At 68.4% G+C, this 24,183-nt stretch carries 22 protein-coding genes; 5 read left to right on the top strand and 17 right to left on the bottom strand.

The features are described 5' to 3' along the window. The 10 genes from AC1DKD_RS20250 to AC1DKD_RS20205 all read right to left on the bottom strand — a co-directional run. Positions 1 to 1,082 (bottom strand): CaiB/BaiF CoA transferase family protein (locus AC1DKD_RS20250; RefSeq protein ID WP_477143629.1); only part of this gene is annotated, 1,082 nt, incomplete at its 3' end. 108 nt (positions 1,083 to 1,190) lie between these two features. Continuing rightward, on the bottom strand, positions 1,191 to 1,946 hold the full coding sequence (locus AC1DKD_RS20245) for a lipoyl protein ligase domain-containing protein (protein ID WP_477143628.1): 756 nt from the start codon (positions 1,944 to 1,946) through the stop codon (positions 1,191 to 1,193). Positions 1,947 to 2,010: 64 nt separating this feature from the next. Continuing rightward, positions 2,011 to 2,787 (bottom strand): SDR family NAD(P)-dependent oxidoreductase, encoded by a 777-nt coding sequence (locus AC1DKD_RS20240; RefSeq protein WP_441635903.1) that lies wholly within the window; start codon positions 2,785 to 2,787, stop codon positions 2,011 to 2,013. 133 nt (positions 2,788 to 2,920) lie between these two features. Then, a complete protein-coding gene (locus tag AC1DKD_RS20235; RefSeq protein ID WP_477143627.1) occupies positions 2,921 to 4,033 on the bottom strand; it encodes an acetoin dehydrogenase dihydrolipoyllysine-residue acetyltransferase subunit in 1,113 nt (370 codons plus the stop codon). Beyond that, on the bottom strand, positions 4,033 to 5,049 hold the full coding sequence (locus AC1DKD_RS20230; protein ID WP_035866741.1) for an alpha-ketoacid dehydrogenase subunit beta: 1,017 nt from the start codon (positions 5,047 to 5,049) through the stop codon (positions 4,033 to 4,035). The genes AC1DKD_RS20235 and AC1DKD_RS20230 overlap by 1 nt, the downstream gene beginning before the upstream one ends. Positions 5,050 to 5,127: 78 nt before the next feature. Beyond that, the gene (locus AC1DKD_RS20225; protein WP_441635899.1) at positions 5,128 to 6,132 is read right to left on the bottom strand and encodes a thiamine pyrophosphate-dependent dehydrogenase E1 component subunit alpha; all 1,005 of its coding nucleotides are present in this window, start codon (positions 6,130 to 6,132) and stop codon (positions 5,128 to 5,130) included. Positions 6,133 to 6,143: 11 nt separating this feature from the next. Beyond that, positions 6,144 to 7,268, bottom strand: coding sequence for an ATP-NAD kinase family protein (locus tag AC1DKD_RS20220; protein ID WP_477143626.1), 1,125 nt, complete (start codon positions 7,266 to 7,268; stop codon positions 6,144 to 6,146). A gap of 238 nt (positions 7,269 to 7,506) precedes the next feature. Next, positions 7,507 to 9,528, bottom strand: coding sequence for a sigma-54-dependent Fis family transcriptional regulator (locus AC1DKD_RS20215; protein WP_441635895.1), 2,022 nt, complete (start codon positions 9,526 to 9,528; stop codon positions 7,507 to 7,509). A 211-nt stretch (positions 9,529 to 9,739) separates the two neighbouring features. After that, positions 9,740 to 10,501 (bottom strand): haloacid dehalogenase type II, encoded by a 762-nt coding sequence (locus tag AC1DKD_RS20210; protein WP_441635893.1) that lies wholly within the window; start codon positions 10,499 to 10,501, stop codon positions 9,740 to 9,742. Between the two features lie 27 nt (positions 10,502 to 10,528). Then, positions 10,529 to 11,491 carry an aldo/keto reductase gene (locus AC1DKD_RS20205; protein WP_477143625.1) on the bottom strand — a complete coding sequence of 321 codons (963 nt, stop codon included), beginning with the start codon at positions 11,489 to 11,491 and terminating at the stop codon, positions 10,529 to 10,531. Positions 11,492 to 11,785: 294 nt separating this feature from the next. Here AC1DKD_RS20205 and AC1DKD_RS20200 point away from each other — a divergent pair, with 294 nt between their 5' ends. Beyond that, positions 11,786 to 13,357 (top strand): methyl-accepting chemotaxis protein, encoded by a 1,572-nt coding sequence (locus tag AC1DKD_RS20200; protein WP_477143624.1) that lies wholly within the window; start codon positions 11,786 to 11,788, stop codon positions 13,355 to 13,357. Between the two features lie 107 nt (positions 13,358 to 13,464). Here the strand turns inward: AC1DKD_RS20200 and AC1DKD_RS20195 are convergent, their stop codons facing one another. Then, on the bottom strand, positions 13,465 to 14,481 hold the full coding sequence (locus tag AC1DKD_RS20195) for an LLM class flavin-dependent oxidoreductase (protein WP_441635887.1): 1,017 nt from the start codon (positions 14,479 to 14,481) through the stop codon (positions 13,465 to 13,467). An 82-nt stretch (positions 14,482 to 14,563) separates the two neighbouring features. On the opposite strand from AC1DKD_RS20195, the gene AC1DKD_RS20190 reads away from it, so the two are divergent. Next, positions 14,564 to 15,241 carry a TetR/AcrR family transcriptional regulator gene (locus AC1DKD_RS20190; RefSeq protein WP_441635885.1) on the top strand — a complete coding sequence of 226 codons (678 nt, stop codon included), beginning with the start codon at positions 14,564 to 14,566 and terminating at the stop codon, positions 15,239 to 15,241. 17 nt (positions 15,242 to 15,258) lie between these two features. Here the strand turns inward: AC1DKD_RS20190 and AC1DKD_RS20185 are convergent, their stop codons facing one another. Beyond that, the gene (locus tag AC1DKD_RS20185) at positions 15,259 to 15,723 is read right to left on the bottom strand and encodes a YbaN family protein (protein WP_441635883.1); all 465 of its coding nucleotides are present in this window, start codon (positions 15,721 to 15,723) and stop codon (positions 15,259 to 15,261) included. 279 nt (positions 15,724 to 16,002) lie between these two features. On the opposite strand from AC1DKD_RS20185, the gene AC1DKD_RS20180 reads away from it, so the two are divergent. Continuing rightward, positions 16,003 to 16,977 (top strand): TauD/TfdA dioxygenase family protein, encoded by a 975-nt coding sequence (locus tag AC1DKD_RS20180; protein WP_477143623.1) that lies wholly within the window; start codon positions 16,003 to 16,005, stop codon positions 16,975 to 16,977. Positions 16,978 to 17,055: 78 nt separating this feature from the next. Then, the gene (locus tag AC1DKD_RS20175; protein WP_441635879.1) at positions 17,056 to 17,556 is read left to right on the top strand and encodes a MarR family winged helix-turn-helix transcriptional regulator; all 501 of its coding nucleotides are present in this window, start codon (positions 17,056 to 17,058) and stop codon (positions 17,554 to 17,556) included. A 16-nt stretch (positions 17,557 to 17,572) separates the two neighbouring features. Here AC1DKD_RS20175 and AC1DKD_RS20170 read toward each other — a convergent pair whose 3' ends face one another. Next, on the bottom strand, positions 17,573 to 19,846 hold the full coding sequence (locus AC1DKD_RS20170; protein ID WP_477111131.1) for a xanthine dehydrogenase family protein molybdopterin-binding subunit: 2,274 nt from the start codon (positions 19,844 to 19,846) through the stop codon (positions 17,573 to 17,575). A gap of 162 nt (positions 19,847 to 20,008) precedes the next feature. Here AC1DKD_RS20170 and AC1DKD_RS20165 point away from each other — a divergent pair, with 162 nt between their 5' ends. Continuing rightward, entirely contained in the window at positions 20,009 to 20,734 is a 726-nt protein-coding gene (locus AC1DKD_RS20165) for a TetR/AcrR family transcriptional regulator (RefSeq protein ID WP_035866764.1), read from the top strand. Between the two features lie 42 nt (positions 20,735 to 20,776). On the opposite strand, the gene AC1DKD_RS20160 is transcribed toward AC1DKD_RS20165, so the two are convergent. The 4 genes from AC1DKD_RS20160 to AC1DKD_RS20145 form a co-directional block, all read right to left on the bottom strand. Next, on the bottom strand, positions 20,777 to 21,406 hold the full coding sequence (locus tag AC1DKD_RS20160) for an N-carbamoylsarcosine amidohydrolase (protein ID WP_045238944.1): 630 nt from the start codon (positions 21,404 to 21,406) through the stop codon (positions 20,777 to 20,779). Beyond that, positions 21,399 to 22,517, bottom strand: coding sequence for a 2,5-dihydroxypyridine 5,6-dioxygenase NicX family protein (locus AC1DKD_RS20155; protein WP_477143622.1), 1,119 nt, complete (start codon positions 22,515 to 22,517; stop codon positions 21,399 to 21,401). Before AC1DKD_RS20155 ends, AC1DKD_RS20160 begins: the two co-directional genes overlap by 8 nt. Before the next feature lie 29 nt (positions 22,518 to 22,546). Continuing rightward, positions 22,547 to 23,389, bottom strand: coding sequence for an alpha/beta fold hydrolase (locus tag AC1DKD_RS20150; RefSeq protein WP_441637560.1), 843 nt, complete (start codon positions 23,387 to 23,389; stop codon positions 22,547 to 22,549). A 52-nt stretch (positions 23,390 to 23,441) separates the two neighbouring features. Then, a partial coding sequence (locus tag AC1DKD_RS20145) for a maleate cis-trans isomerase family protein (RefSeq protein ID WP_477143621.1) occupies positions 23,442 to 24,183 on the bottom strand: 742 nt, incomplete at its 5' end.

Raw genomic sequence — 24,183 nt, 5'->3', positions numbered from 1 at the left:
TCCGCACCAGGCTCCACAGGCGCCAGAGGCACCCCCGCCGGCGTACGGCTGAAACGCGGCGCCGGCGCCGGCTGCATCACCCCATCGATCTCAAGAAACGTCTCGCGTGCCCGGTTATGCGGATGTTGCGGCGCCTCATCCCAGTCCAGGACCGGCGCAAAGCAGGCATCGCTGCCTTCCAGCAACTCGCACCACTGCGCCCGCGTGCGGGTGAGGAACAGCGCGGTCATGCGCGCCTTCAACTCGGGCCAGTGGCGCTTATCGAGTTGCTTGTCGAAGAGCGGATCGTCCAAGCCGCACCGCTCGCGCAGCAGCGCATAGAACTGCGGCTCGATAGCGCCCACCGCCACATACGTGCCGTCGGCGCACGCATAGGTGTCATAGAAATGGGCCGCGCCATCGAGCAGGTTGTCGCCGCGCTGGTTGTTCCAGCGCCCGGCCGCCTTGAATCCGTACATCATCGCGGACAGCAATGCGGTGCCGTCGGTCATCGCCGCATCCACCACCTGCCCCTTGCCCGAATTACGCGCCTCGTTGACCGCGCACATCACGCCAAACGCCAGCAGCATGCCGCCGCCGCCAAAGTCGCCGACGTAGTTGAGCGGCACCACGGGCGGCTGCCCCGGCCGGCCAATGGCATGCAGCGCGCCGCCGATGGCGATGTAGTTGATGTCATGGCCGGCTGCCTGAGCCAGCGGCCCGTGCTGGCCCCAGCCGGTCATGCGGCCGTACACGAGCGCCGGGTTGCGCGCCAGGCAAACGTCCGGGCCCAGCCCCAGGCGTTCCATCACGCCCGGGCGGAAGCCTTCGATCAGCACGTCAGCCTTGGCGATCAGGTCCAGCACGACCCCGGCCGCGCCGGGCTTGCGCAGGTCGATGGCCAGCGAGCGCCTGCCGCGCGCGGTCACGTCGCAGCGCGCCTTGCCCGCGCCGGTGGCCGGCGCCTCGCCGGGCTGGGCCGGGCGGGGCCGGTCGATCCGGATCACCTCGGCGCCCTGGTCGGCCAGCATCATCGCGCAAAAGGGCGCAGGGCCGATCCCAACCATTTCCACCACTTTCAGTCCCGCCAACGGTCCCGCCATGTCCTGTCTCCGGTTGTCTGCTCCTTCAGGCGGAGCGTCTAGCCGGTCAGTTTGCCACGGACGCCAGGGGCCGGAATCGTCAATACCGACGAATCCGCGCGGGGCCGCTTAAGCCAGGGACGCCGCGGCGAAGGYCGGCGGCGTCGCGGCAAGCGCCTCGCGCAGCGCCTGGGCAGTGCGTTCGCCCAGGTCGCCGGGCACGGGCTGGCCGCTTTCCGCCAGCGCCTGGGCCACGCTGACCACCTTGTCGGCCCGGTAATGGCGCCCGCTGCCGATGGCGGCCTCGAAGTCGTTGGCGCGCTGGTTGATCTCCTCCGGATCGGCGCTGACCAGCAGGACTGCGTGGGCCAGCACAACGTGCAGGCTGGCGTCCCCGGCGCCCGCCACGCGGCGCCAGTACTGCGCGGTGCCAGCGATCTTGCGGGCCAGTTCCGGGGAGCCCCAGGCTAGGTTGAAACGGCCATCGCAGAACGAGCCGTCCACGGCCTGCCAGTGCGTCCGCAGCCCCAGCTTGTTCAAGGCACCGGCCAGCACCTCGCACAAGTGCAGGTAGACCGGCTCGGCGCAGGTGCCGGCGCCGCCGCGCACGGGGTAAGCCAGGCTCAGGTTGAGGATGCCGGGGCCTTGCGGCACCAGCCCGCCGCCGGAGAGGCGCAGCCAGACCGGGCAGCCGCGCGCGGCAAAGTCGCTGCGCGCGGCGTCCAGTCGCGCATGGCGCAGATAGCTGCGCGGCACCACCAGCGAGACGGGCGCCTGCCACAGATGCGCCAGCCAGCGGCCGGCGGATGCCTGTTCCAGCAGCGCCTGTTCGGCGTGGAGGGGATCAGGGTCGGCCGGATCGGGATCGAGGGTTTCAAATCGCATGGCATGGCCGGTAAGCGCCGGGGCGGGATGCGCGTAACCGGGCCGCGGTGCGGCCCGGTGCCGGTCAGTGGAAGGTGAAGCCACCGTCGACGTTGACCGACTGCCCGGTCACATTGTCCATGGTCGCGAAGAACAGCGCCATCCTGCCCATGTCTTCCGGCGTCTGGGCCCGTCCTTGCGGGATCAGCGTGAGCTGGTGGCGGGCCCAGGAGTCTTCGACCGATTCGCCCTCGGCCTTCCATTCGTCGGACAGGCGGTCCCACATATAGGTGCGGACGATGCCGGGGCAGATGGCGTTGACGGTAATGCCGTCGCGGGCGACTTCCTTGGCCAGTGCGTTGGTGAAGCCAACCACGGCGAACTTCGAGGCGCTGTAGTGGGCGAGGTTGGGGAAACCTTCCTTGCCGGCGATCGAAGCGACGTTGATGATGCGGCCTCTGCCCTGGGCTTTCATGTGCTCCAGCGCGGCCTGGCAACCCAGGAAGGTGCCCTTGGCGTTGACGTCCATGACGAAGTCCCAGTCGCGTTCGCTTAGCGCTTCCACGGGGTGGATGCTGATGACGCCGGCGCAGTTGACCAGGATGTCGAAGCCGTCCAGATGGCCAAGTGCTTGCTTCACCATCGCGCGGTGCATCTCGGGTTTTGTCACGTCGACCTTGAGGGTGCTTACCCGACGGCCGAGCGCGCGCACCTCTTCCGCAGTTTCGCGCATGGCGTCTTCAAGCAGGTCGGCGATCAGGATGTCCGCACCGGCATGCGCCAGCGTCAGCACGATGCCGCGGCCGATGCCGCGTGCGCCGCCGGTGATTACGGCTACTTGTCCCTTCAGGGGTTCGTCCATGGGTGGTCTCCTTTGCGCGTTTTTTTTGATTGTCTTAAGTGCGTACGGCAATGAATTACGTCGCGCGACACGCCGGCTTTCTCCCCGCTCCCGCTTGCGGGAGCGGGGAGAAGAGCAGCGCGACTCCGCTTCGTCAGCCGCCGACATGCCGCTTGAGCAGCGCGWTGACTTCGTTGGCCTTCTCCATCTGGCTCATATGGCCCGCATCGTCGAACACCTTCACGGTGGCGCCGGCGGGTGCATTCTCCGCATGCGCCGCGGGAATGATCCGATCCTGCGCGCCCCAGATCACCAGCACCGGCTTGCCGCTATCGCCCAGCTTGCGGCCCGGCTGCTCGCTCTGCCGGCCGCCGCCGAACAGGCTCGCACCCAGGCTGCCCAGCGCCTCCGTCACGCCGTCTAGCCGCTTGTACTTCAGCAGGTCGTCCAGCATCTGGCGGCTGACCAGCCCCGCGTCGGCAAACAGCAACTCCACCACCGGCTTGAGATCGCGCCGCGACTGCGCGTTGACGAAGCCTTCGGTGTAGCCGCTGTTGACCTCATCGCCCATGCCGGCCGGCGATACCAGCGCCACCGAACGCACCCGTTGCGGCGCGTCCACCGCCAGCTGCGCGGCTACGCCGCCGCCCATCGAGTGGCCGACCAGGTGGGCCTGGTCGATATCCAGCGCGTCCATGAAGCGCGCGACGAATCCCGCCAGCGATGCCAGCGTGGTGCCCGGCAACTTCGGCGTGGACTGTCCGTGCCCCGGCWGGTCGAGCGCGATCACGGTGTGCGCTTCCGCCAGCGCGTCGAGGTTGAACAGCCAGTTGTCGAGGTCGCCGCCAAAGCCGTGGATGAAGAGCACCGTCTGCGCGCCCTCTCCCCGTTTTGCATAGCGCACGCGGATGCCTTCGACATCGATGAAGTGGTAGGCGTGAGCGGCCGCGTCTTCATCGTCTTCGTCGGCCGCCGGCGTCTCGTAGGCGGCGACAAAGGCGTCAATCTCCGCGTCGCTGACTTCGGGCGGGGCCAGTACGCCGAGCAGCGCCTTGACCGGCAGGATGTCGCCCACGGCGGCCACCTTGCGGCGCAGGGTGCCGGCGTCCGGCGCTTCCACCGCGTTGGCGATCTTGTCGGTTTCCACATCGAGGATCGGCATGCCTACCGAGATCTGCGCGCCCTCCTCCACCAACCAGTCGTTGATCGTGCCTTCTTTCATCGACAGGCCCCATTTGGGCATGACGATCGGGGTGATGTCGGCCATCAGTGTTTCCCTCCTTTCACGGTCTTGCGCGCGGCATCGGCGATCTGCGCCGCGCTGGGGATATACAGGTCTTCCAGCGCGGGCGAGAACGGCACCGGCGTGTGCGGCGGGCAGACCATCTCGATGCCGGCCTTGAGCGCGCCGAACGCGCGCTGCGCCACTTGCGCCGAAATGTCGGTGGCGATATTGCAGCGCGGGCTGGCTTCATCCACCACCACCAGGCGGCCGGTGTTTTCCACCGACTCCAGCACGGTGTCGATGTCCAGCGGCGAGAGCGTGCGCAGGTCCACGATCTCGGCTTCGATGCCTTCCTTGGCCAGCGTGGCCGCCGCTTCCAGCGCGCGATGCACCATCAGGCCGTAGGTGACGATGGAAACGTCTTTGCCGTCGCGCACGATATTGGCTTCGCCGAAGGGAATCGCATAGGAGTTCTCGGGCACCTCGCCTTCGAAGCCGTAGAGGTTCTTGTGCTCGCAGAAGATCACCGGGTCGTTGTCGCGGATCGCCTGGATCAGCAGGCCCTTGGTGTCGTACGGCGTGCTGGGGCATACCACCTTGAGGCCGGGGATATGCGTGAACAGCGGCGTCAGCATCTGGCTGTGCTGGGCCGCCGCGCGAAAGCCCGCGCCGACCATGGCGCGGATCACCACCGGCGTCTCCGCCTTGCCGCCGAACATGTAGCGGAACTTGGCGGCCTGGTTGAAGATCTGGTCGAAGCAAACGCCCATGAAGTCGATGAACATCAGCTCGGCAATCGGCCGCATGCCGCAGGCGGCGGCGCCGATGGCCGCGCCCACATAGGCGGATTCGGACAGCGGCGTGTCGAGCAGCCTGTCGCCATGCTTGGCGTACAAGCCCTTGGTCACGCCGAGTACGCCACCCCAGGCGTCCTTCTCGCCGTCCGCGCCGGCGCCGCCGACGATATCCTCGCCGAGCATGATCACGCTCGGGTCACGGGTCATTTCCTGGTCGATCGCTTCGTTGATCGCCAGCTTCATGCTTAATTTGCGGGACATGGTGTGGTCTCCTGATCGTGCTTGCTGTCGTTATGCCGTTATGTCTTTACGTCTCGGGATAGCGGGCCGGGTGCGCGCTCAATAGCTGACGTACACGTCGGTCAGCAGGTCGGCGGGCGTCGGGAACGGCGCTGCCTTGGCCTGCTGCACCGCGTCCTCGATCAGCGCGGCAACCTGCTCGTCGATGGCCTTGAGCTCGTCCGGGGCGATGACGCCGGACTGGGTCACGGTCGCGGTGAACTTCTTCAGGCAGTCCTTGTTGGCACGGATGTCGTCGAGCTCGCCGGAGGCGCGATAGGTTTGCGCATCGCCCTCGAAGTGGCCATAGAAGCGCACCATCTTGCATTCGAGCAGGGCCGGGCCGCCGCCTTCGCGGGCGCGCTTGATGACTTCGCCCGCGGCCTCGTGCACCGCGAAGAAATCGGTGCCGTCCACGGTCACGCCGGGAATGCCGAAGCCGGCGGCGCGGTCCACGTAGCTGTCCACGGCGGTGCCGTAATCGCGCGCGGTGGATTCGGCGTAGCCGTTGTTCTCGATCACGAAGATCACCGGCAGGTTCCACACCGCGGCCAGGTTCAGGCTCTCCAGGAAGGTGCCCTGGTTGGATGCGCCATCGCCGGCGAAGGTGATGCCGATCTCTCCCTTGCCGCGGAACTTGGCTGCCAGCGCGGCGCCGCAGATCAGCGGCGCGCCCGCGCCCAGGATGCCGTTGGCGCCCATCATGCCCTTGGACAGATCGGCGATATGCATGGAGCCACCCTTGCCGTTGCAGGAGCCGCCCTTGCGCCCGTAGATCTCCTTCATCATCGCGACCGGATCCACGCCCTTGGCGATGCAGTGGCCGTGGCCCCGGTGCGTGCTGGCGATACGGTCGCCGTCGCCCAGGTGGTGCAGGATGCCGACCCCGGCGGCTTCCTCGCCGGCGTAGAGGTGGACGAAGCCCGGGATGTCGCCGCGCCCGAAGTCCACGTGCAGGCGTTCTTCGAAATCGCGGATGGTGCGCATCCTGCGATAGACGGCGAGCAGTTCCTGCTTGTCGAGGGGCAGCGTGTTCCCGGCGGCGCCGGATGAGTTGGCTGTCATGTCTGTCTCCTTCAAGGTTTTGTGGTGGCGGTAAAAAACTCGGTCAGTGGCTGGGGTGGAGGATGTTGCTGCTGCGATTGCGGTGGCGCGCGCCCGCTGCGCATCAGCCCCGCGGCGGCGGCGTAGCGCATGCAGGCGGCTACGTCGATGCTCACGAAGGCGCGCTCGCGCAGCGTCACGGTGACGGTGTCCTGCGGGCCGAACACCAGTTCGCGTTCGCCATCGAGCGCGACGATGCCGGCGCGCTGGCGCACGCGGTGCGGCACGCCGTCGGTCAGGCGCTCCCAGCCCGCGATGGGCACAGCGCGCAGCAGGCCCGGCGCAATCGGCGCGCGCAGCTCGAAGCGGCCCTCGCCGGGCGCGGCGAGTTCGATCGCCAGGCCGCCGGGCTCGTGCCGGCCCACCGGCTCAAGCAAGCCGCCGATGGCGGACAGGCCGATGGCCTGCGGATCGGCGAAGGACACGAAGACCGCGCCCAGCGTCTCGGTCTTCCACAAGGCGCGCGCGCCGATGAAGTGCTCGTGCGAAATCACGGCGTCGACCAGCGCGATGTCATGCCGCACCTCGCCCTCGCCGGCAATCGCAATGTCCAGCCGCTTGTTGCCGACCAGCGCATGCGCGGCGGGAATGCGGCCGCTGGCGAACAGGCCGGTGGCCAGGCCCGTGATGGTGGGCTCGCGCATTTCGGGGTAGGCGTTGTTGGTGCCGGTGGAGAGGCCGGCGATCGGCACGGCGCCGCATTCGCGCACCACCGCGCGKTGGGTGCCGTCGCCGCCGAGCACGATGATGGCGGCCACGCCGGCCTCGCGCATCATGCGTGCGGCCAGGAAGGTGTCGTCGACGCGCGCGGTGACGGGCATGTCGAGGTATTCCACCTCCGGCAGCGCGGCGTCCGGACCCTGGCGGCGCGACAGGTGGCGCGCCAGCAGCACGCGCATGCCTTCGCGGTCCGGCATCATCAGCACGCGGCCGACCCCGCAAGCCGACAGCGCGGCCAGCAGGCGCAGCACGATATTGACGCGATCGGCCAGTTGCAGCGTATTGGCGTTGGCGATCACGCGGCGGATATCGCGCGCGGAAATCGGATTGGCGATGATGCCGACCAGCGGCCGTGCGGCCAGCGCGTGCTCACCCATGCATGTCTCCTGTCGCCCTGGTTTTTTTCCAGGTTCCGACAGGCATATCGCAATGGGCGTGCCACCCCGCGAAAGCGGGTTCCGGCGGCAAGAAACACGGGATTACCCCGAGAAAAACAGGGCCGGACGGGGACGTTGCGGGGTGTACGCGGGCTGCGGCGTGACAGGTGTCACAGCATCAGTTGTACAGGTGGTGAACAGGTGTAGCGGGCGGCGATGGCACGCCGCGCCGCCCGCCTCAGTGGTGTCCCGCGTCGCGCTGGTTGGGCGACTCGATGCCGTAGCGCGCCATGCGGCGGTACAGCGTCATCCGGCTTACGCCGATCTGGCGTGCCACCGCGCTCAGGTTCCAGCCCGCCGCGCGCAGGTATTGCATCAGCAGCATCCCTTCCGGCGGCAGCAGGTGGGGGTCGAAACCGGGCGCCGGCAAGGCCGGGGCGGCTTCGGCCGCCGCGCCCGCGGGCGCCGTGCCGGGAAATACCGGCAGCAGATCTTGCCGCACCGGCATCTCGCCCAGGCCATCGGGCAGGTCCTCCGCCTCGATATGGCCGTCGTTGCAGACGGCGCGCGCGTACTCGAGCGCGTTGCGCAATTCGCGCAGGTTGCCGGGCCAGCGATGCGCCTGCAGCCGCGCGCGCGCCGCGGGCGACAGGCTCACGGCGGCCTGTTGCTCGGCGCCGCCGAGCATCTTGTCGACCATCCAGTCCAGGTCCGTACGTTCGCGCAGMGGCGGCAGCATCAGCCGCGCGCCGTTGAGCCGGTAGTACAGGTCCTCGCGGAAGCGGCCGCTGCTGACCAGTTGGTCCAGTGGATGATGGGTAGCGGAAATCACGCGCAGGTTGACCGGCACCGGGCGCGACGCGCCGATCGCCAGCACCTCGCCCTCGGCCAGCACGCGCAGCAGGCGCGACTGCAGCTCGCGCGGCATGTCGCCGATCTCGTCCAGAAAGAGTGTGCCGCCGTCGGCCTCCTGGATCAGCCCGCGCTTGGGGCGGGAGCCGGCACCGGAGAAGCTGTTGGGCAGGTGGCCAAACAGCTCGCTCTCGATCAGGGACTCCGGGATCGCCGCGCAATTCACCGCCACGAAAGGCCCGTGGCGGCGCGAACTGGACTGGTGCAAGGCCTTGGCGAGATATTCCTTGCCACTGCCGGTCTCGCCGTTGATCAGCAGGTTGATGGGCGAGTCGACCAGCTTGGCGGCGCGCAGCAATTGCTGCTGCAGTGCCGCATCGCCTCCGCACAGGGCGGCCAGCGGCGCCTGTAGCGGCGTGGTCCGCTCGGCGGTGTCGCGGGCGCGCTGCCAGCGCAAGGCCGGCGGCATCACGCTCAGGTAAAGCCGCCCGCCGCTGCGGGCCAGCGCCAGCGCGCGCTGCTCGCTCGGGCGCGAATGCACGAAGCGGCCCAGCTCATCGAGCCGCGCCTCGAACAGCGATTCGAACGGCATGCCCAGCACCGGCGCGCCGCCGGGCTGCACGCCCAGCTCGGCCTCCAGCATCTGCTGGGCGCGGCGGTTGTGGCCGACGATGCGGCCGCCTGCGTCAAGCGCCAGCAGGTATTCCGGATTGACGTCGACGAATTCCGGCGCGGCATTGAGCTTGAGGATCCAGTCCTCCCGGTGGCTGCGCACGAAGCTGGCGTTCTCGATGCGGGTGGCGTAGATGCGCACCATCTGCAGCGCCAGTCCCTGGCTGTCCTTGGCCTGCGGCGAGGTCAGCGCGGAGATGTCGAGGATGGCGCAGAGGCTGCCGTGCGAATCGAACAGGGGCGCCGCGGTGCAGGTCAGCGGGATATGCGTGGCATCGAAATGGTCGGCCTGGTGCACGGTCAGGGCCTGGCCGGTGGCCAGCGCGGTGCCCACCGCGCAGGTGCCGGCGCCGGCCTCGCTCCATTGCGCGCCCAGGTACAGCCCGGCGTGGCGCAGGGAGGCATCGGCGCTGGCGTCGCCCAGGTAATCCACCGTCACGCCCTGCGCATCGGTCAGCAGCACCACGTAGCCCATGCCGGCCACCTGGCTATACAGCGTCTGCAAGCCGTGGCGCGCGATCCGCGCGAAATCGTCGATACGTTGCTGGTGCTCGCGCAGCCGGGTCTGCGGCAGGATGCAGGCCTGCTGCATGCGCGCCGGGTCCAGGCCGTACTGGTGCACGCAGCGCCGCCACGAATTCTGGATGATGGTTTCGGGCGCGCGCAGCATCGGCGCGCCGGCGCGGGTGGTGAGCTGGACTACCGTGTCGATGTGCTCGCGTTGCCGCAGGTCCATCGTCGTCTCCTTGTCGTCTCCTGGCGCGCCGCCGTCCTGGCGGGAGCCAACTCCCGGCTCTGGCTTGCCTCTGTGCGCCGCAGTTGCGGCGCGGGCGGCCGGGAGTCCTAATGTATCCGACAGGGAGTGGCTTGGGCAAACCTCTTCATCCGAAGTGCGCCGGCGAGCGCTTGCGGCACCCTGCGGCGGACCAGCCGCGTGTTACGCAAGCTCAGCCGCAAAGCCGGTCCGCCAGCGCCGTCAGGCTGTCCACGACCACATCCCAGTCCGACTCGGCCGCACGATCCTTCGACTGGTTCGGCCCGTACTCCGTGGGCCGGTTGACATAGGCGGTGCGCATGCCGTGCGAGCGGCCATGCCGCAGGTCGTTGTTGTGCGCCGCTACCAGCATCACCTCGTGCGGCTGCAGGTCGAAGAAGGCAATCACGCCCTGATAGATCTCCGTCTCCGGCTTGTAGTGGCGCACGATGTCCGCGCTGAACACGGCGTCCCACGGCAGGCCTGCATACCTGGCCGTATCGACCAGGCAGGGCACGCTGCCGTTGGAGAAGGTGGAGATGATGTAGCGCTGCTTCAGCCGCGTCAGCCCGGGCACGGTATCGGGCCAGCCGGAGAGCCGGTGCCAGGCGCGGTTGAGGTAGTCCTTCTCCGCTTCGCTCAGGTCTTCGATGCCGAACTGGTCGAGCAGCGCGTCGAGCCGCTCGCGATGCAGCACGTCGATATTGGCCCAGGGCCGCTCGCCCTTGCGCACGCGATCCATGCCGGGCACATAGCCCGCGCGCCATGCGTCGGTGAAGGCAGTCCAGTCGGCATCGACGCCCTTCTTCTGCCCGAACGCGGTCAGGTCCGCGATCACGCTGGTGCGCCAGTCCACCACCGTGCCGAATACGTCGAACACCAGCGCCTTGACCGCGCGCAGGTCCGGCGCCGCGCCTTCGGCGCCGCTGGCGTGGCGCTTCCTGTTTTCATGCATCCCGTATCTCCTCCAGGGTAGCCGCGCTCAGGCGCTGGCCTGATCGAGCAGCGCGATATCGCCGGCGCTCAGTGGCAGGCGCGTGGCGGCGATCAGGTCGTCCAGTTGCGCCAGCGAAGTCGCGCTGGCGATCGGCGCGGTAATGCTGGGGCGCGCGATCTGCCAGGCCAGCGCCACTTGCGTCGGGTTGGTGGCGGTGCGCGCCGCTACCTCGTCCAGCGCCGCCAGGATACGCAGGCCGCGGGCATCGAGGTAGGCCTTGACGCGCTGGCCGCGCGCGCCGCTCTTGTCCAGGTCGGCCTCGGAGCGGTAWTTGCCGCTAAGGAAGCCGCTGGCAAGCGCGTAATAGTTGAACACGCCCAGGCCTTCGCGCAACACCAGCGGTTCCAGTTCGCTCTCGTACTCGCTGCGCGTATAGAGGTTGTAGTGCGGTTGCAGGCTCTCGTAGCGCGGCAGGCCAAGGCGGCGGCTGGTTTCCAGCGCTTCCGCCAGGCGCGCGGCGCTGTAGTTGGATGCGCCGATGGCGCGCACCTTGCCGGCCTTGATCAGGCGGTCGTAGGCGTCCAGCGTTTCTTCCAGCGGCGTGTCCTGGTCGTCGGTATGCGACTGGTAGAGATCGATGTAGTCGGTCTGCAGCCGCTGCAGCGAGGCATCGACGGCGCGTTCTATATAGGCGCGCGACAGGCCCTTGCGGCCCTCGCCCATGTCCATGCCGACCTTGGTGGCCAGCACCACGCCGGCGCGCTTGCCGCTGCGCTTGAACCACTTGCCGAGGATGGCCTCGGACTCGCCGCCCTGGTTGCCGGGCACCCAGCGGGAGTACACGTCGGCCGTGTCGATGAAGTTGAGCCCGGCACCGACAAAGGCATCGAGCAACTTGAAAGAAGTGGCTTCATCGGCGCTCCAGCCGAAGACATTGCCGCCAAATGCCAGGGGTGAGACTTCCAGCCCGGACCTGCCCAATTTGCGCTTGGTGATGCTTGAGGTCATGCGTTCTGCTCCGTGGGTTGCATCGGACGGCCCGTGATCCGGGCGCGGCGAAAGGCACATTGTAGGCAGGGATCGAAAAGCCTGCCGGCTCGGAATCGAGAATCTCTTAAGGCACTTTTCAATCGGCCGTTCATCGGCCATTCAAGTCCTGCCGGCGACGAGTCGTTAACCGGCTGTGGCCAGGCTCCGCGCAGCGAGCGGAATCGTCCCCGCTGTGCCGCTCTGTCAACACCAAGGTCAGGCCGATGCCGCGCCGCCGGCGCGAAGGACTGCCCGTTCCCGGTAAGCATGATCATGAATCGAATCTCGTTGAACACCAAACTCTGGGCCGCGCTGGCGGCGATGTGGCTGGCCCTGCTAGCGCTGGGCACCTGGGGCGCCGTGCACACCCGCGCCACCATGATGGCCGAACGCCGCGAGAGCCTGCAGTCCCTGGTGGCCACCGCCGAAGGCATCATCAAGCTCTACGTGGACCGCGCCGCCAACGGCACCATGAGCCTTGAGGCCGCGCAGGCAGCGGCCAAGGACACGCTGCGCGTGATGCGCTTCGGCGACAAGGGCTACCTGTTCCTGCTCAACTCCAAGCCACAGGTGGTGCTCAACCCCGGCCTGCCGGATACGGAAGGCAAGATCGTGGGCGACTTCAAGGACCCCGACGGCAAGCCGGTCTACCAGAGCATCGTCGAGGCGGGCAAGGCGGGCGCGCGCGCCGGCGCCAGCCCCGATGACAGCTTCGTCACCTATCGCGGCCGCCTACCGGGCACCGAAACGCCCGCGCGCAAGCTGACCTATGTGCGCTACGTACCGGCCTGGGACTGGCATGTGGCGACCGGCGTGTTCCTCAAGGACATCGAAGGCACCTTCCGCGACAACCTGATCTCGGCGGCCATCAGCACCCTGCTGATCGGCGCGCTGGTGTCGGCATTCATGCTGGCCATCATCCGTACGGTGCGCAAGAGCCTGGGCGGCGAGCCGGCCTACGCGACCGAAGTGGTCACGCGCATTGCCGCGGGCGATTTCACCGTGCCGGTGCAGATCCGCGTCGGCGACAAGGACAGCCTGCTCGCGGCCATGCAGGGCATGCAGCAGCGCCTGTCCGGCACGCTGGGCGAGATCCGCGGCGCGGCGGATTCGATCGCCTCGGCCACGCAGCAGATTTCCGCGGGCAATACCGACCTGTCGCAACGCACCGAGGAACAAGCCTCGGCCCTGGAGCAAACCGCGTCGAGCATGGAAGAACTGACCGGCATCGTGCGCCAGAACGCGGACAATGCGCGCCAGGCCGCCTCGCTGGCGGTCAACGCCTCGGATATCGCCCAGCGCGGCGGCCAGGTGGTCAACCAGGTGGTGACCACCATGGGCGAGATCAACGGCGCCTCGCGCCAGATCGTCGACATCATCGGCGTGATCGAAGGCATCGCCTTCCAGACCAACATCCTGGCGCTGAACGCCGCCGTGGAAGCGGCACGCGCCGGCGAGCAAGGCCGCGGCTTTGCCGTGGTGGCGGGCGAGGTGCGCAGCCTGGCCCAGCGCTCGGCCACCGCCGCCAAGGAGATCAAGGGCCTGATCGACAACTCCGTGGCCCAGGTGGACAACGGCTCCGCGCTGGTCRCCAAGGCCGGCCAGACCATGGAAGACATCGTCGGCGCCGTCAAGCGCGTGACCGACATCATGGGCGAGATCAGCGCGGCATCGAACGAACAAAGCACCGGCATCGAACAGGTCGGCCAGGCCGTCAACCAGATGGACACGGTGACGCAGCAAAACGCCGCGCTGGTGGAACAGGCCGCAGCCGCGGCAGGCGCGCTGGCGGAACAGGCGCAGTCGATGATGCGTTCGGTGGCGTCGTTCAAGCTGGCGGCCTGAGGGCAACAGGCTACAAACCTGATCGTGCCGCCTCTCCACTCAGGGGGGAGAGAAAAAAGGCCCGCGCCATACCGGCAGCGGGCCTTTTCACATGCGGACAGCTCCGTTCAGAGCACGATCTTCGCCACCGGCTCCACCGCCCGCATGGCCTGCGCCGCGATCTCGAACGAGCGCAGGCGCGCCTCATGGTCATGGATCTGCGCCGTCAGCATCAACTCATCCGGCCGGAACTCCTCGATAAAGTTGCGCAAGCCATTGCGCACACCCTCCGGATCCCCCACCACCGAGCACGCCAGCGAGCGCCGGATATGCGTGGCCTCGGTCTCCGTCCACAGCAATTCGATATTGTCCACCGGAGGCCGGATCGGGCCCGGGCTGCCGCGCACCAGCGCCAGGAACTGCTGCTGCAGCGACGTGAACAGCCGCCGCGCCTGCGCGTCCGAATCCGCCGCGAACACATTGAGTCCCAGCATCACATGAGGCTTGGACAACTGCGCCGATGGCTGGAAAGTCTGGCGATACAGATCGACCGCCTGGCGCATGAAGCCCGGCGCGAAGTGCGAAGCAAAGGCAAAAGGCAGGCCCATCGCCGCCGATAGCTGCGCGCTGAACAGGCTCGACCCGAGCAGCCACAGCGGCACCTTCAGGCCCGCGCCGGGCACCGCGCGCAGGCGCTGGCCGGGGCGCGGATCGTCGAAGTACGCCTGCAGCTCTTCCACGTCCTGCGGGAAAGCATCGGCCGTGTCCTGCGTGGCGCTGCGGCGCAGCGCGCGGGCGGTGGACTGGTCGGTGCCGGGCGCGCGGCCCAGGCCAAGGTCGATGCGGCCGGGGAACAGCGATGCCAGCGTGCCGAACTGCTCGGCCACCACCAGCGGCGAATGATTGGGCAGCATGATGCCGCCCGAACCCACGCGGATGGTGGAAGTGCCGTTGGCCACATAGCCGATCAGCACCGCCGTGGCAGCACTGGCGATGCCCGGCATATTGTGATGCTCCGCCAGCCAGAAGCGGCGGTAGCCCAGGTGCTCGGCGTGCTGGGCGAGCGCGAGCGAATTGCGCATGGCCTGGCCGGCGTCGCCGCCTTCCACGATGGGCGAAAGGTCAAGCAGGGAGTAGGGAATCATGGCGAACGCCTGCCGGCGTGGCAATTTATTGAACGATCACTATGTTAATCACCACTGGCGCCGCTGGCAACGGAAAAATATAATGACCACTATGAAAAAGAGTGTTTCCGGTGCGGGCCGCGGGCGGCCCAGGCAATTCGATCGCGACGAGGCGCTGGGCCAGGCCCTGTCGCTGTTCTGGCGCTATGGCTATGGCTCCACATCGATCGCCGCCCTCACCGGGGCGATGGCGATCACCGCGCCCAGCCTGTACGCCGCCTTCGGCAGCAAGGAGCAGTTGTTCTACGAGGCGGTGGACCGTTATGCGGACACGCACGGCGCCCTGCTCTATGCGCCGCTGCAAGCCGCGGGCGGCGCGCGCGAAGCCGTGCAGGGGCTGCTGAGCGGCGCCGCCGCGCTGTTCAGCGCCAAGGGCAACCCCGCCGGCTGCTTCCTGATGAGCGGCACCAGCTGCTCGGCCGACTGCGCCTACATCGAAGACACGCTGCGCGAACGCCGCAGGGAAAAGGAGCAGGCCTTGCAGGCCTGCATCCAGCACGGCATCGCGCGCGGCGAACTGCCGGCCGGCACCGATACTGCCGCGCTGGCCAAGTTCTACAACACGGTGATGCAGGGGATGTCGATGCAGGCGCGTGACGGCGCGTCGCGCGCCGCGCTGGAGGCGGTTGCGGCCACCGCGATGCTGGCATGGCCGGCAGGCCCGGCCAAGGCGCCGAAAGCCGCGAAGACCGCGAAGCCGCGCGAAACACAAACCACGTAGCGCCCCCGATCGGCGTATCAGGCCGCCGGCTCCGGCCGGCGCCACAACCACGCCAGCACGCACGCCATGCAGGCAATCGCCCCGTAGGCCAGCCACGGGCGATGCGTGCCGAACAGCAGCACGGCGCTGCAGACGCTCATCGCCACCGTGGCGCTCCACTTGGCGCGGCGGCTGACCATGCGGCCGTTGTGCCAGTTGTAGAGCATGGGGCCGAACACGCGGTGGCCGAGCAGCCAGGCATGCAGCCGCGGCGATCCCTTGGCCGCGGCCCAGGCGGACAGCAGCACGAACTCCGTACTAGGCAGGCCGGGCACGAACAGCCCGAGAATGGCAACGCCCAGGCTGAGCAGCGCCAGCCCGGTCAGCAGCAGCCGGGCCGCGCGGGTGCGCGCCAGCCGCAGCGGCGGATCGCCCGCAGGCGATCCGCCTGACCGGGACGCCGGGACGGCTTCGCGCGCGCAGGCTGCGTCGGCATCATCCAAGATGGTTCACCGCGGATGGAAACGGCGTTGCAGCATGTCGAGATTCTCCCGGTTCTGGCAATTCTGGCGATTCTGGCAACAGGCAAGGGTGGCCACATTGTCCGCGCCGCCAGGCCGGGCGGCAAGGCCCGGACGGTGACGGCGGCCTCCCCGTGCGGGTGCCGCGCGGCCTGGCGCCTTATATGCAAAGCCGAATTCCTTCGTTGGGCGCGAGGCGCGGCACGCATATGGTAATGGTTTGGCGGCCAGGCGCTGCCGTACTTGCGAAGGAGCCCAGAGATGACCGCTGCCGTACTGGACCAGACAGAGGACGCAACCCGATCCCGAGACCCGGACGTCCCCCTCACCGTACACCCGCTGTCGGCCCATATCGGCGCGCGCATCGATGGCGTGGACCTGCGCGCGCCGCTGCCGGCAGCGGAGGTCGCCGCGATCCGGGCCGCGTTGCTGAAGTGGAAAGTGGTGTTTTTCCGCGACCAGCATCTGTCGCACGAGCAACATATCGCCTTCGCCAAGCAGTTCGGCGCGCCGACCATCGGGCATCCCGTGTTCGGCCACGTGGATGGTTTTCCCGAGCTGTACTCGGTGGGCAAGCACCGCAAGGCCAACCGCTTCGAGGGCCAGGCGGTGCAACGTCCGTGGACCGGCTGGCACACCGATGTGACGGCGGCCGTCAACCCGCCCGCCGCGTCCATCCTGCGCGGCGTGGTGATTCCGCCGTATGGCGGCGATACGCAATGGACCAACCTGGTAGCCGCCTACCAGGCGTTGTCCGRGCCGCTGCGCCGTATCGTGGACGGACTGCGCGGCGTGCACCGCTTCACGCCGCCGGCGGGCGCCAGCGCCACCGACGAGTTCGCGCGCGCGGTCAGGAGCCGCGCGCTGGTCAGCGAGCATCCGCTGGTGCGCGTGCATCCCGAGACCGGCGAGCGCGCGCTATACGTCAGCCCGAGCTTCCTCAAGCACCTGTCGGGCTTCGCGCCGCGCGAAAGCCAGCAACTGCTGGAACTGCTGTGGGAACACGTGGTGCGTCCCGAGTTCACGGTGCGCTTCAAATGGGAACCGGGCAGCATCGCGTTCTGGGACAACCGCGCTACCGCGCACCTCGCGCCCGCGGACATCTTCGACCTCGACTTCGACCGGCAGCTCTATCGCATCACGCTGGTGGGCGATGTGCCGGTGGGCGTGGACGGCAGGCCCTCCAGCGCGCTGGAGGGCGATCCGGTGCTGGCGGCGCATGGGGCGGCGTCGTAGCGAGAAAAATCGCGCCGCGCGCGGCCACGCTCGGTATACTCGGAGGCACGTTTATCTCATGCCCGCAGACCGCCCATCGTGTCCAATTCCTCCGCGCGCAAGACCGCCGCGCAAAAATCCGCCGCCGACTACGATTTCACCGAGCAAGTCGGGCACCTGCTGCGGCGCGCCTACCAGCGCCATGTGGCGATCTTCCAGCAGACCATTGCCGATTCGCAACTGACCGCCGCGCAGTTCGTGGTGATGTGCGCGGTCAACGAACGCGGCTCGTGCTCGCTCAGCGAGATCGTGAGGGCCACCGCCATCGACCAGGCCACCGTGCGCGGCATCATCGAGCGCCTCAAGGCGCGCGAACTGGTGGCGGTCTCGCACGACACCAATGACCGCCGCAAGGTGGTGATCACGGTGACGCCGGCCGGCCACGCGCTGATCGAGGAAACGGTGCCGTTCGCGCACCGCATCTCCGAGCAGACCTTTGGCGACCTCAATCCCGCGGAACGGGTGGCGATTACCTATCTGCTGCGGAAAATGAGCGAGTTCGACGATCGCGGCGGCACGCCGGACGGCGAGCCGGAATAAGGCGCCGATACGCGCCTCAGGCAGGCTGGCCCAGCTCGCCGGCCAGCGCGGCAAGCACCACCTCCGGCGTGAACGGCGCACGCCGCAGCCGCACCCCGGTGGCATCGAACAGCGCGTTGGCAATGGCCGGCGCGCCCGGCAGCGATGCCGATTCGCCGGCGCCCATCGGCGCTTCCTCCTGGCGCGGCATCAGCACCACTTCGATGCGCGGCAGCTCGGGAAACGTCAGCAGCGGATAGCTGCCCCACTCGCGGCTGGCCACGCCGGCGGCATCGAAACGCACCTGCTCCTTGAGCACGCGGCCAAGCGCCTGCACCACGTTGCCCTGCACCTGGTGGCGCACGCCGTCGGGGTTCACCATCATCCCCGTGTCCTGCGCCACCACCAGGCGCTCCACTGTCACAAGCCCCGTATCGGGCGCTACCGCCAGGTCCACCACCCAGGCCGCCCACGCGGCGCCAAAGCCCGGGAATTTGCTGTGGATATAGCGGGCGTAGGCCACGCCGCGCCCGCGCAGCAGCCCATCGGCGCCGGGCTTGCCACGCGAGCCGCGCGCGCCCTCTTGCCAGCCGGCGTGCGCCGCCAGCGCACGCAGCAGATCGGCGGCGCGCTCGTCGGGCAGGTGGCGCAGGCGGAAGGCCAGCGGATCGGCGCCGCTCTCGTGCGCCAGTTCGTCGATGAAGGATTCGTGCGCGAACACGTTGGGCAGGGCCGAGACGCCGCGCAGCCACGAGGCGCGCACGATCGCGGGCGTATCGTCGCAGCCGATGCGCGTGTTCGCGTATTGGTAGGGTGGCACCGCGGTGCGGTCGCCCATCTGCAGCGTGCGCGGCGCGTTACCGACGATGCCGGTGAGCAACAGCGCCAGCGTGGGCGCATCGTTGGACGGATAGCGGCTGACGAAATCGTAGGCGAGCAGTTCGCCGCCGGGGCCGATGGCGCCGCGCACGTCCATCAGTTGCGCCGCGCCCTTGGGCTCCCACAAATGTTCCTGCTCGCGCGTGAGCTGCACGCGCACCGGCCGCCCCACCGCGCGCGACAGCAGCACCGCATCGGCGCAGACGTCGTCGGCGCAATTACGCCCGTAGCAGCCGGCGGCTTCCATCCGCACGATCTCGATGCAGCCTTCGTCCAGGCCCGTCAGCCGCGCCAGGTCGATGCGCAGCACATGGGGATTCTGCGTGCCCGACCACACCGTGAGGCCGTCTTCGCGGTAGTCGGCCACGGCGCAGGAGGGACCGATCGAGGCGTGCATCTGGTAAGGCCACGCATAGCCGCGCGACAGCACCCGGCCCGCGCCGCGCGCGGCGTCGAACGCCGCCTGCGCATCGCCGTCGTCCACCAGGGTGCGGCGCGTCGCGGGATTGGCGCGCAGCGCGGCCTCCGCGTCGCCCGGTTCGTTCAGCGCGGGCAGCGGCGGCACCGGCTTCCAGTCCACCCGCAGGCGCCGCGCGGCCTGCATGGCCTGCTCCTCGCGCTGCGCCACCACGCCGACGAAATCACCCTGCACTACCACGTCGACCACGCCGCGTACGTCATGGATCGATGCACGGTCGACGCCGCGCAGGCTGGTGCCGACAAAGTCGCCGCAATCGCGGCCAGCGTATGGCGGACGCACCACGCGGCCATGCAGCATGCCAGGCACGCGCACGTCGTGCACGAAGGTGAGCTGCGCGGTGGCCTTGGCGGGAATATCCACGCGCGCGGCGGCGCGCCCCACCACGCGGTATTCGCTGACGGGCTTGGTGGCGATGTCGTCGGCCAGCGGCAACTCGATATGCTCGCCGGCCAGCAGTTCGCCGTACGTCAGGCAATCGCCCTGCCCGCCGCGCAAGCGCAGGCGGCCGTCTTCCGCGTCCAGCGCTTCGGGCGGCACGCCGAGCCGCGCGGCGGCGCGCCCGCGCAGCCAGGCCATGGCCTGCGCCGCCGCGCGCCGCAGCGGCAGTGCCGAGATCTGGATGGTGGCACTGGCGATGGTGGGTCCCTGGTTGGGCGTCAGCTGGGTATGGCCCAGCGTCATCGCCACGCGCGCCGCCGGCACCTCCAGTTCCTCGGCCACGATCTGCGCCAGCGAGGTGCGGATGCCGGTGCCCAGGTCGACGTGGCCGTTGAAGGCCAGGATCTCGCCGTTGTCCCGCAGCGCCACGAAGATGTCCGGTTGCGCCGCGACATAGTCGGAAGCCGCGCCGGGCTGGCCGGGCGCGGGCCGGGGTGCCGCTTGCGGCGCCCGCGTCACCAGCAGGACGCCGCGCGCCTGCAGCAGGGCGTCGCGCAGCGCGCCGGGAGACATCGGTGCCGATGCGGGGAGAGACGCGGACTCGGGTCCGGTGGCGGGGGTCGTTTCCATTCGTTCCATGTCTCGGATGGGGCATGCGGGCAGGCCGCCGGATTCCGGCTCCGCCCGCCGTGGCCGTTATACTGCCAGCCTTGAACAGCAAGTTGTATCAAACTTATGAGCACCCCGACCGCTAAGAAAAGCGCGGCAGCCGGAACCCGGGCCCGGCAAGCTCAGGACACCCGAGCCAAGATCCTCAAGGCAGCCATCAAGGTCTTCGCCCTGCGCGGCTACGAAGGCGGGCGCGTGGAGAAAATCTCCTCGCTGGCCAAGACCTACGACCGCATGATCTATTACTACTTCGGCAGCAAGGAAAAGCTCTTTGTCGAAGTCCTCGAAACCATCTACCTCCAGCTCAACGAGGCCGAGCAGGCGCTCCAGCTCGATACCGGGGACCCGGTGCGCGCGCTGACCCAGCTGATCGACTTCGTCTGGGGCTACTACCTGGACCATCCGGAGTTCGTCGCCATCCTGTCCAGCGAGAACATGAGCCAGGGCAAGCACGCCAAGAAATCGAGCCGGCTCAGGGAGATCTCCAGCTACGCGCTGTCCGTGCTGGACGGCATCCTGGAGCGCGGCAAGGCCGCCGGCCTGTTCCAGCCCGATGTGCAGGCGCGCGATATCTACCTGGTGATCGCTTCGCTGGGGTACTTCTACAACTCGAACCATCATACGCTCAGTGCCTTCCTTGACGAGCCCATGATGAGCAAGCCGGCGCTGGAGCACTGGCGCAATGTGATCCAGCGCACGGTGCTGAGCACGGTCTGCGTGGCGCCTCCCGCCATCGGCCCGGCGGCGGACGCCGCCGCGCGCAAGAAGCCGGCGCGCGCCAGGCGCGCGTAACCCTGGCAGCCGGCGGTCGGCGCGCATCGCCGGATGACCTTCTCAGGCCGCCGCCCGGGCGAGCATCGCCAGGGCTTCGTCGCGCGGCATCACCGTGGCGTATTTCTGCGCCATGTCGAACAGGTTGGCATCGTGCGGCCCGATTGCGCGGTCGCCCACGCAATCGGACAACACCAGCGGCCGGAAGCCCAGCGACATGGCATCGACCACGCTGGCCCGCACGCAGCCGCTGGTGACGCAACCCGCCACCAATAGCGTGCGCACGCCGCGCTGGGTCAGCCACGCCGCCAGCGAGGTACCGAAAAAGGCGGATGGCACCGTCTTGCGCACCACCAGCTCGCCAGCACGCGGCGCCAGTTGCGGCACGATCGCGCTGTTGTGGCTGGCCTCCTTCAGCCCCAGCATGCCGGGCACCTTGAGCGTGAAGATGTTGTGGTCGCTGTCGTCGTCGGCGAACACGATGCGGCTGTGCGCCACCGGCCAGCCCTGCTCGCGCGCCGTGGCCAGCAGCGGCCCGGTGTTGGCGATGGCCTCGGGGATATTGCCGCCGCCGAAGACTTCCGGATTGGCAAAGCCGTTGACGAAATCGATGATCAGCAGGCCGTAGGGCGCCTTGGGTTCCAGGGTGGCGCCGAAGCCCTGGCGCTCGTAGGTCTTGACTTCGTCATGCATGAATGGCTCCCTTGGCCCTTTGTTGCTGCACTTGCTGCACTTGCTGCACTTGCTGAACCTGCTGCGCCTGCTGGTACTCGCTGTCCAGCACCTTGCCCTTCTCGACCACCGCCTCGCCGTCCAGCCGCACGGTGCAATGCCGCACCGGGATATCGATATGGCACGCCGTGGTGCGGCTGCCACCGGCCTCGTTGTTGGGGCCGAAGGAGCAGAGGAAGTTGCCCTCGAACGCGCGCGCGTCCATGCCGATGGTGGCCTCGCGGTCGTACATGGCGAGAGTGGACCAGCGCGCGCGCGGCTGCAGGCCCCAGCCGATATGCGACATGGCGTAGGCCTCGGGGTCGTTGAACGAGGCCATGTAGTCGCTCAGCAGCTCGGCGTCCAGGCCGCCTTCGATGCGGGTGACGTAGCCGTTCTCCAGCGTGATGCCGATGGGCTCCTGCACATAGGATTTCATCGGCAACAGGATGTCGCCGCGATCGAGCACGATGCGCCCGTTGGTGCCGCCTTCGTCCGGCCAGGTCAGCACAAAGCCGCTTGGCCAGTGATCCCAACGGCCGGGCTCGTCGACGAAACCGTACTCGCTGATGGCGGGAAACTCGCCGAGCGAGCAACGCAGGTCGGTGCCGGCGTCCGACACGATATGCATCTCCCGCGCGCGCGCCAGCCGCGCCGTGGCCGCTTTCACGCGGGTGCGGTCGCCTTCCGTGGGCACCAGCCGCACCAGCACTTCGGGCGGCTCCACCGCCAGCAGGATCTTGGTGCCGCCGGAGAGGATGTCGTGCTGTTCCGGCGAGAACAGCAGCGTCATCAGGTCCAGCACCAGGTCGCTGGCTTTGAGCGCGGCGATGGCGGCCGGGTTGCCGGTGAGCGGCGTGGTGCCGAGATAGGCCAGCGCGTCGCGGCTGAGCGCCTTGTCGCCGTTGACGGGCGGCAGGYCCAGCCGGTTGACGATGGCGCCCATCGCGGTGGCCGCCATCTGCGCCGTGCGCAGCGTTTGCGGATGCGTGGCGGCGCCGGTCAGCACCGTGACCGTCTGGCCCGGCTCCAGTTTTGACAGTGTGAGCACCTGGCGCCAGGCCTGGGTCAGGTCGTGATCGCTTACTGGCATGTGTTCTCCTTTCTGGTGAAGCCGGCGGATCAGGCTGCGGCCTGGTCCCGCAGCAGCGGCGCGCCGAGGAAATCGCCGAAGGCGCGGTAGAAGCCGGCCTCGTCGTCCCACGGGATCATATGGCCCGCATCCGGCACGCGGGCAACCTGCACCGCGGGCAGCAGGCCGCGAATCTCTTCGATGTCTTCCGCGCGGATCACATCGCCGCGCCCGGCCACCATCAGCAGCGTGGGCACCTGCACCGATGGCATGTCGGCATGCACATCGTCGCGATGGAAGTCCTCGAAGCTCGTCACGATGGCGCGCTCGTCGCAGGTGTGCAGCCACTCGGCGCGCAGGCGAAGCTGCTCTTCCGTCCACGTGGGGCAGAAGCGGCGCATGCCCTCGGCGTCGATACCTTGCCGCGCCAGGCGGATCGAATCCACATACCAGGGCAATTGCGACGGATAGGCACGGCGGCCCGGGCCCGACACGGGCGGATCCACCATCACCAGCCGCGTCAGCCCGGCGGGATTGCCGCGCGCGGCGCGGATGCCGATGCGCGCGCCCATCGAATGGCCGACGATGGCGTAGCGCGCCAGGCCCAGCGCCTGCGCGAACCCCGTCACGTCCGCGGCTTGCGCATCCAGGCTGTAGTCCAGCGCATCGCCCGCCTCGGACAAGCCGCGCCCGCGCACATCCAGGATGTAGGTATCGAAGTGCTTGCCGAACTGTTCGCCGACAAAGCCCCAGGTCACGGCCGGGCTGGTGATGCCGGGCACGATCACCACGGCGTCGCGCCCCTGGCGCGCGCCAGTGGCGCCGCCGTAGCGCAGGTAGTGCTGGCGGATGCCGTTGGCGAACACATTGCCGCCGTAGAGAAACTCGCTCATTGCTGACTCCTTTGTCGAACTAGCCTGACTAGCCGCATTAGCCGAAGACGGTTTAGTAGGCACCCGACAGCAGCGCGCCGGCGCCGGGCACGACCGGCTCCAGGTCGAGCTGCTTGAGGATGGCGTAGGTGGTGGCGATGGCCGCGGTGATCACGGGCTTGCCGGTCATCGCTTCCACCTTGGCCACGGCCGGCAACGAAGGCATCTGCACGCAGGCCGACAGYACGATGGCGTCGACGTCTTTGGTGTTCATCTGCGCGACGATGCCGGGCAGCCTGGCGGGATCATGACGGCCCACCTCGAGGTTGTCGGGAATTTCCAGCGCGCGCCAGTCCACCACTTCGTAGCCTTCGTTGCGGATGTAGTCCACCACCAGTTCCGTCAGCGGCTTCATATAGGGCGCGACCACGGCAATGCGCCTGGCGCCGATCACCTTCAGCGCGTCGATCAGYGCACCGGCGCTGGTGATTACCGGTGCATCGGCGCCATTCGCGGCGGTATGGGCCTGCAGGCGTTTCTCCGAGACGCGGTGGTAGCCGTGGCCCATCGCCATGATCGCCACCAGGCAGGCGTAGCCCAGCACGTCGACGCGGGCGTCGCTGAGTTCCAGCGCGCAGCGGTCGGATTCGGCGTCCATGGCCGCCAGTTCCTCCTTGACCACCTTCTTCATGCGCATGCGGCTGGAGTGGAAGGTGAACCGCTCGGGCCGCACCTGCTGGCGCGCCAGCAGCATCGCGGGGATTTCGGTTTCCATGGTGGTGTTCGAGCTCGGCACGATCTGGCCGATACGGAAA

It is taken from the genome of Cupriavidus sp. 05T313, from assembly GCF_056396665.1.
This window is presented reverse-complemented; position numbering and strand designations above follow the sequence as displayed.

Excerpts from the sequence above, each read along its gene's own strand:
- AC1DKD_RS20240 (WP_441635903.1), bottom strand. The coding sequence starts at position 2,787 with ATGGACGAACCCCTGAAGGGACAAGTAGCCGTAATCACCGGCGGCGCA.
- AC1DKD_RS20230 (WP_035866741.1), bottom strand. The coding sequence starts at position 5,049 with ATGTCCCGCAAATTAAGCATGAAGCTGGCGATCAACGAAGCGATCGAC.
- AC1DKD_RS20160 (WP_045238944.1), bottom strand. The coding sequence starts at position 21,406 with ATGCATGACGAAGTCAAGACCTACGAGCGCCAGGGCTTCGGCGCCACC.
- AC1DKD_RS20210 (WP_441635893.1), bottom strand. The coding sequence starts at position 10,501 with ATGCATGAAAACAGGAAGCGCCACGCCAGCGGCGCCGAAGGCGCGGCG.
- AC1DKD_RS20190 (WP_441635885.1), top strand. The coding sequence starts at position 14,564 with ATGACCACTATGAAAAAGAGTGTTTCCGGTGCGGGCCGCGGGCGGCCC.
- AC1DKD_RS20170 (WP_477111131.1), bottom strand. The coding sequence starts at position 19,846 with ATGTCTCCCGGCGCGCTGCGCGACGCCCTGCTGCAGGCGCGCGGCGTC.
- AC1DKD_RS20150 (WP_441637560.1), bottom strand. The coding sequence starts at position 23,389 with ATGAGCGAGTTTCTCTACGGCGGCAATGTGTTCGCCAACGGCATCCGC.
- AC1DKD_RS20165 (WP_035866764.1), top strand. The coding sequence starts at position 20,009 with ATGAGCACCCCGACCGCTAAGAAAAGCGCGGCAGCCGGAACCCGGGCC.
- AC1DKD_RS20195 (WP_441635887.1), bottom strand. The coding sequence starts at position 14,481 with ATGATTCCCTACTCCCTGCTTGACCTTTCGCCCATCGTGGAAGGCGGC.
- AC1DKD_RS20225 (WP_441635899.1), bottom strand. The coding sequence starts at position 6,132 with ATGACAGCCAACTCATCCGGCGCCGCCGGGAACACGCTGCCCCTCGAC.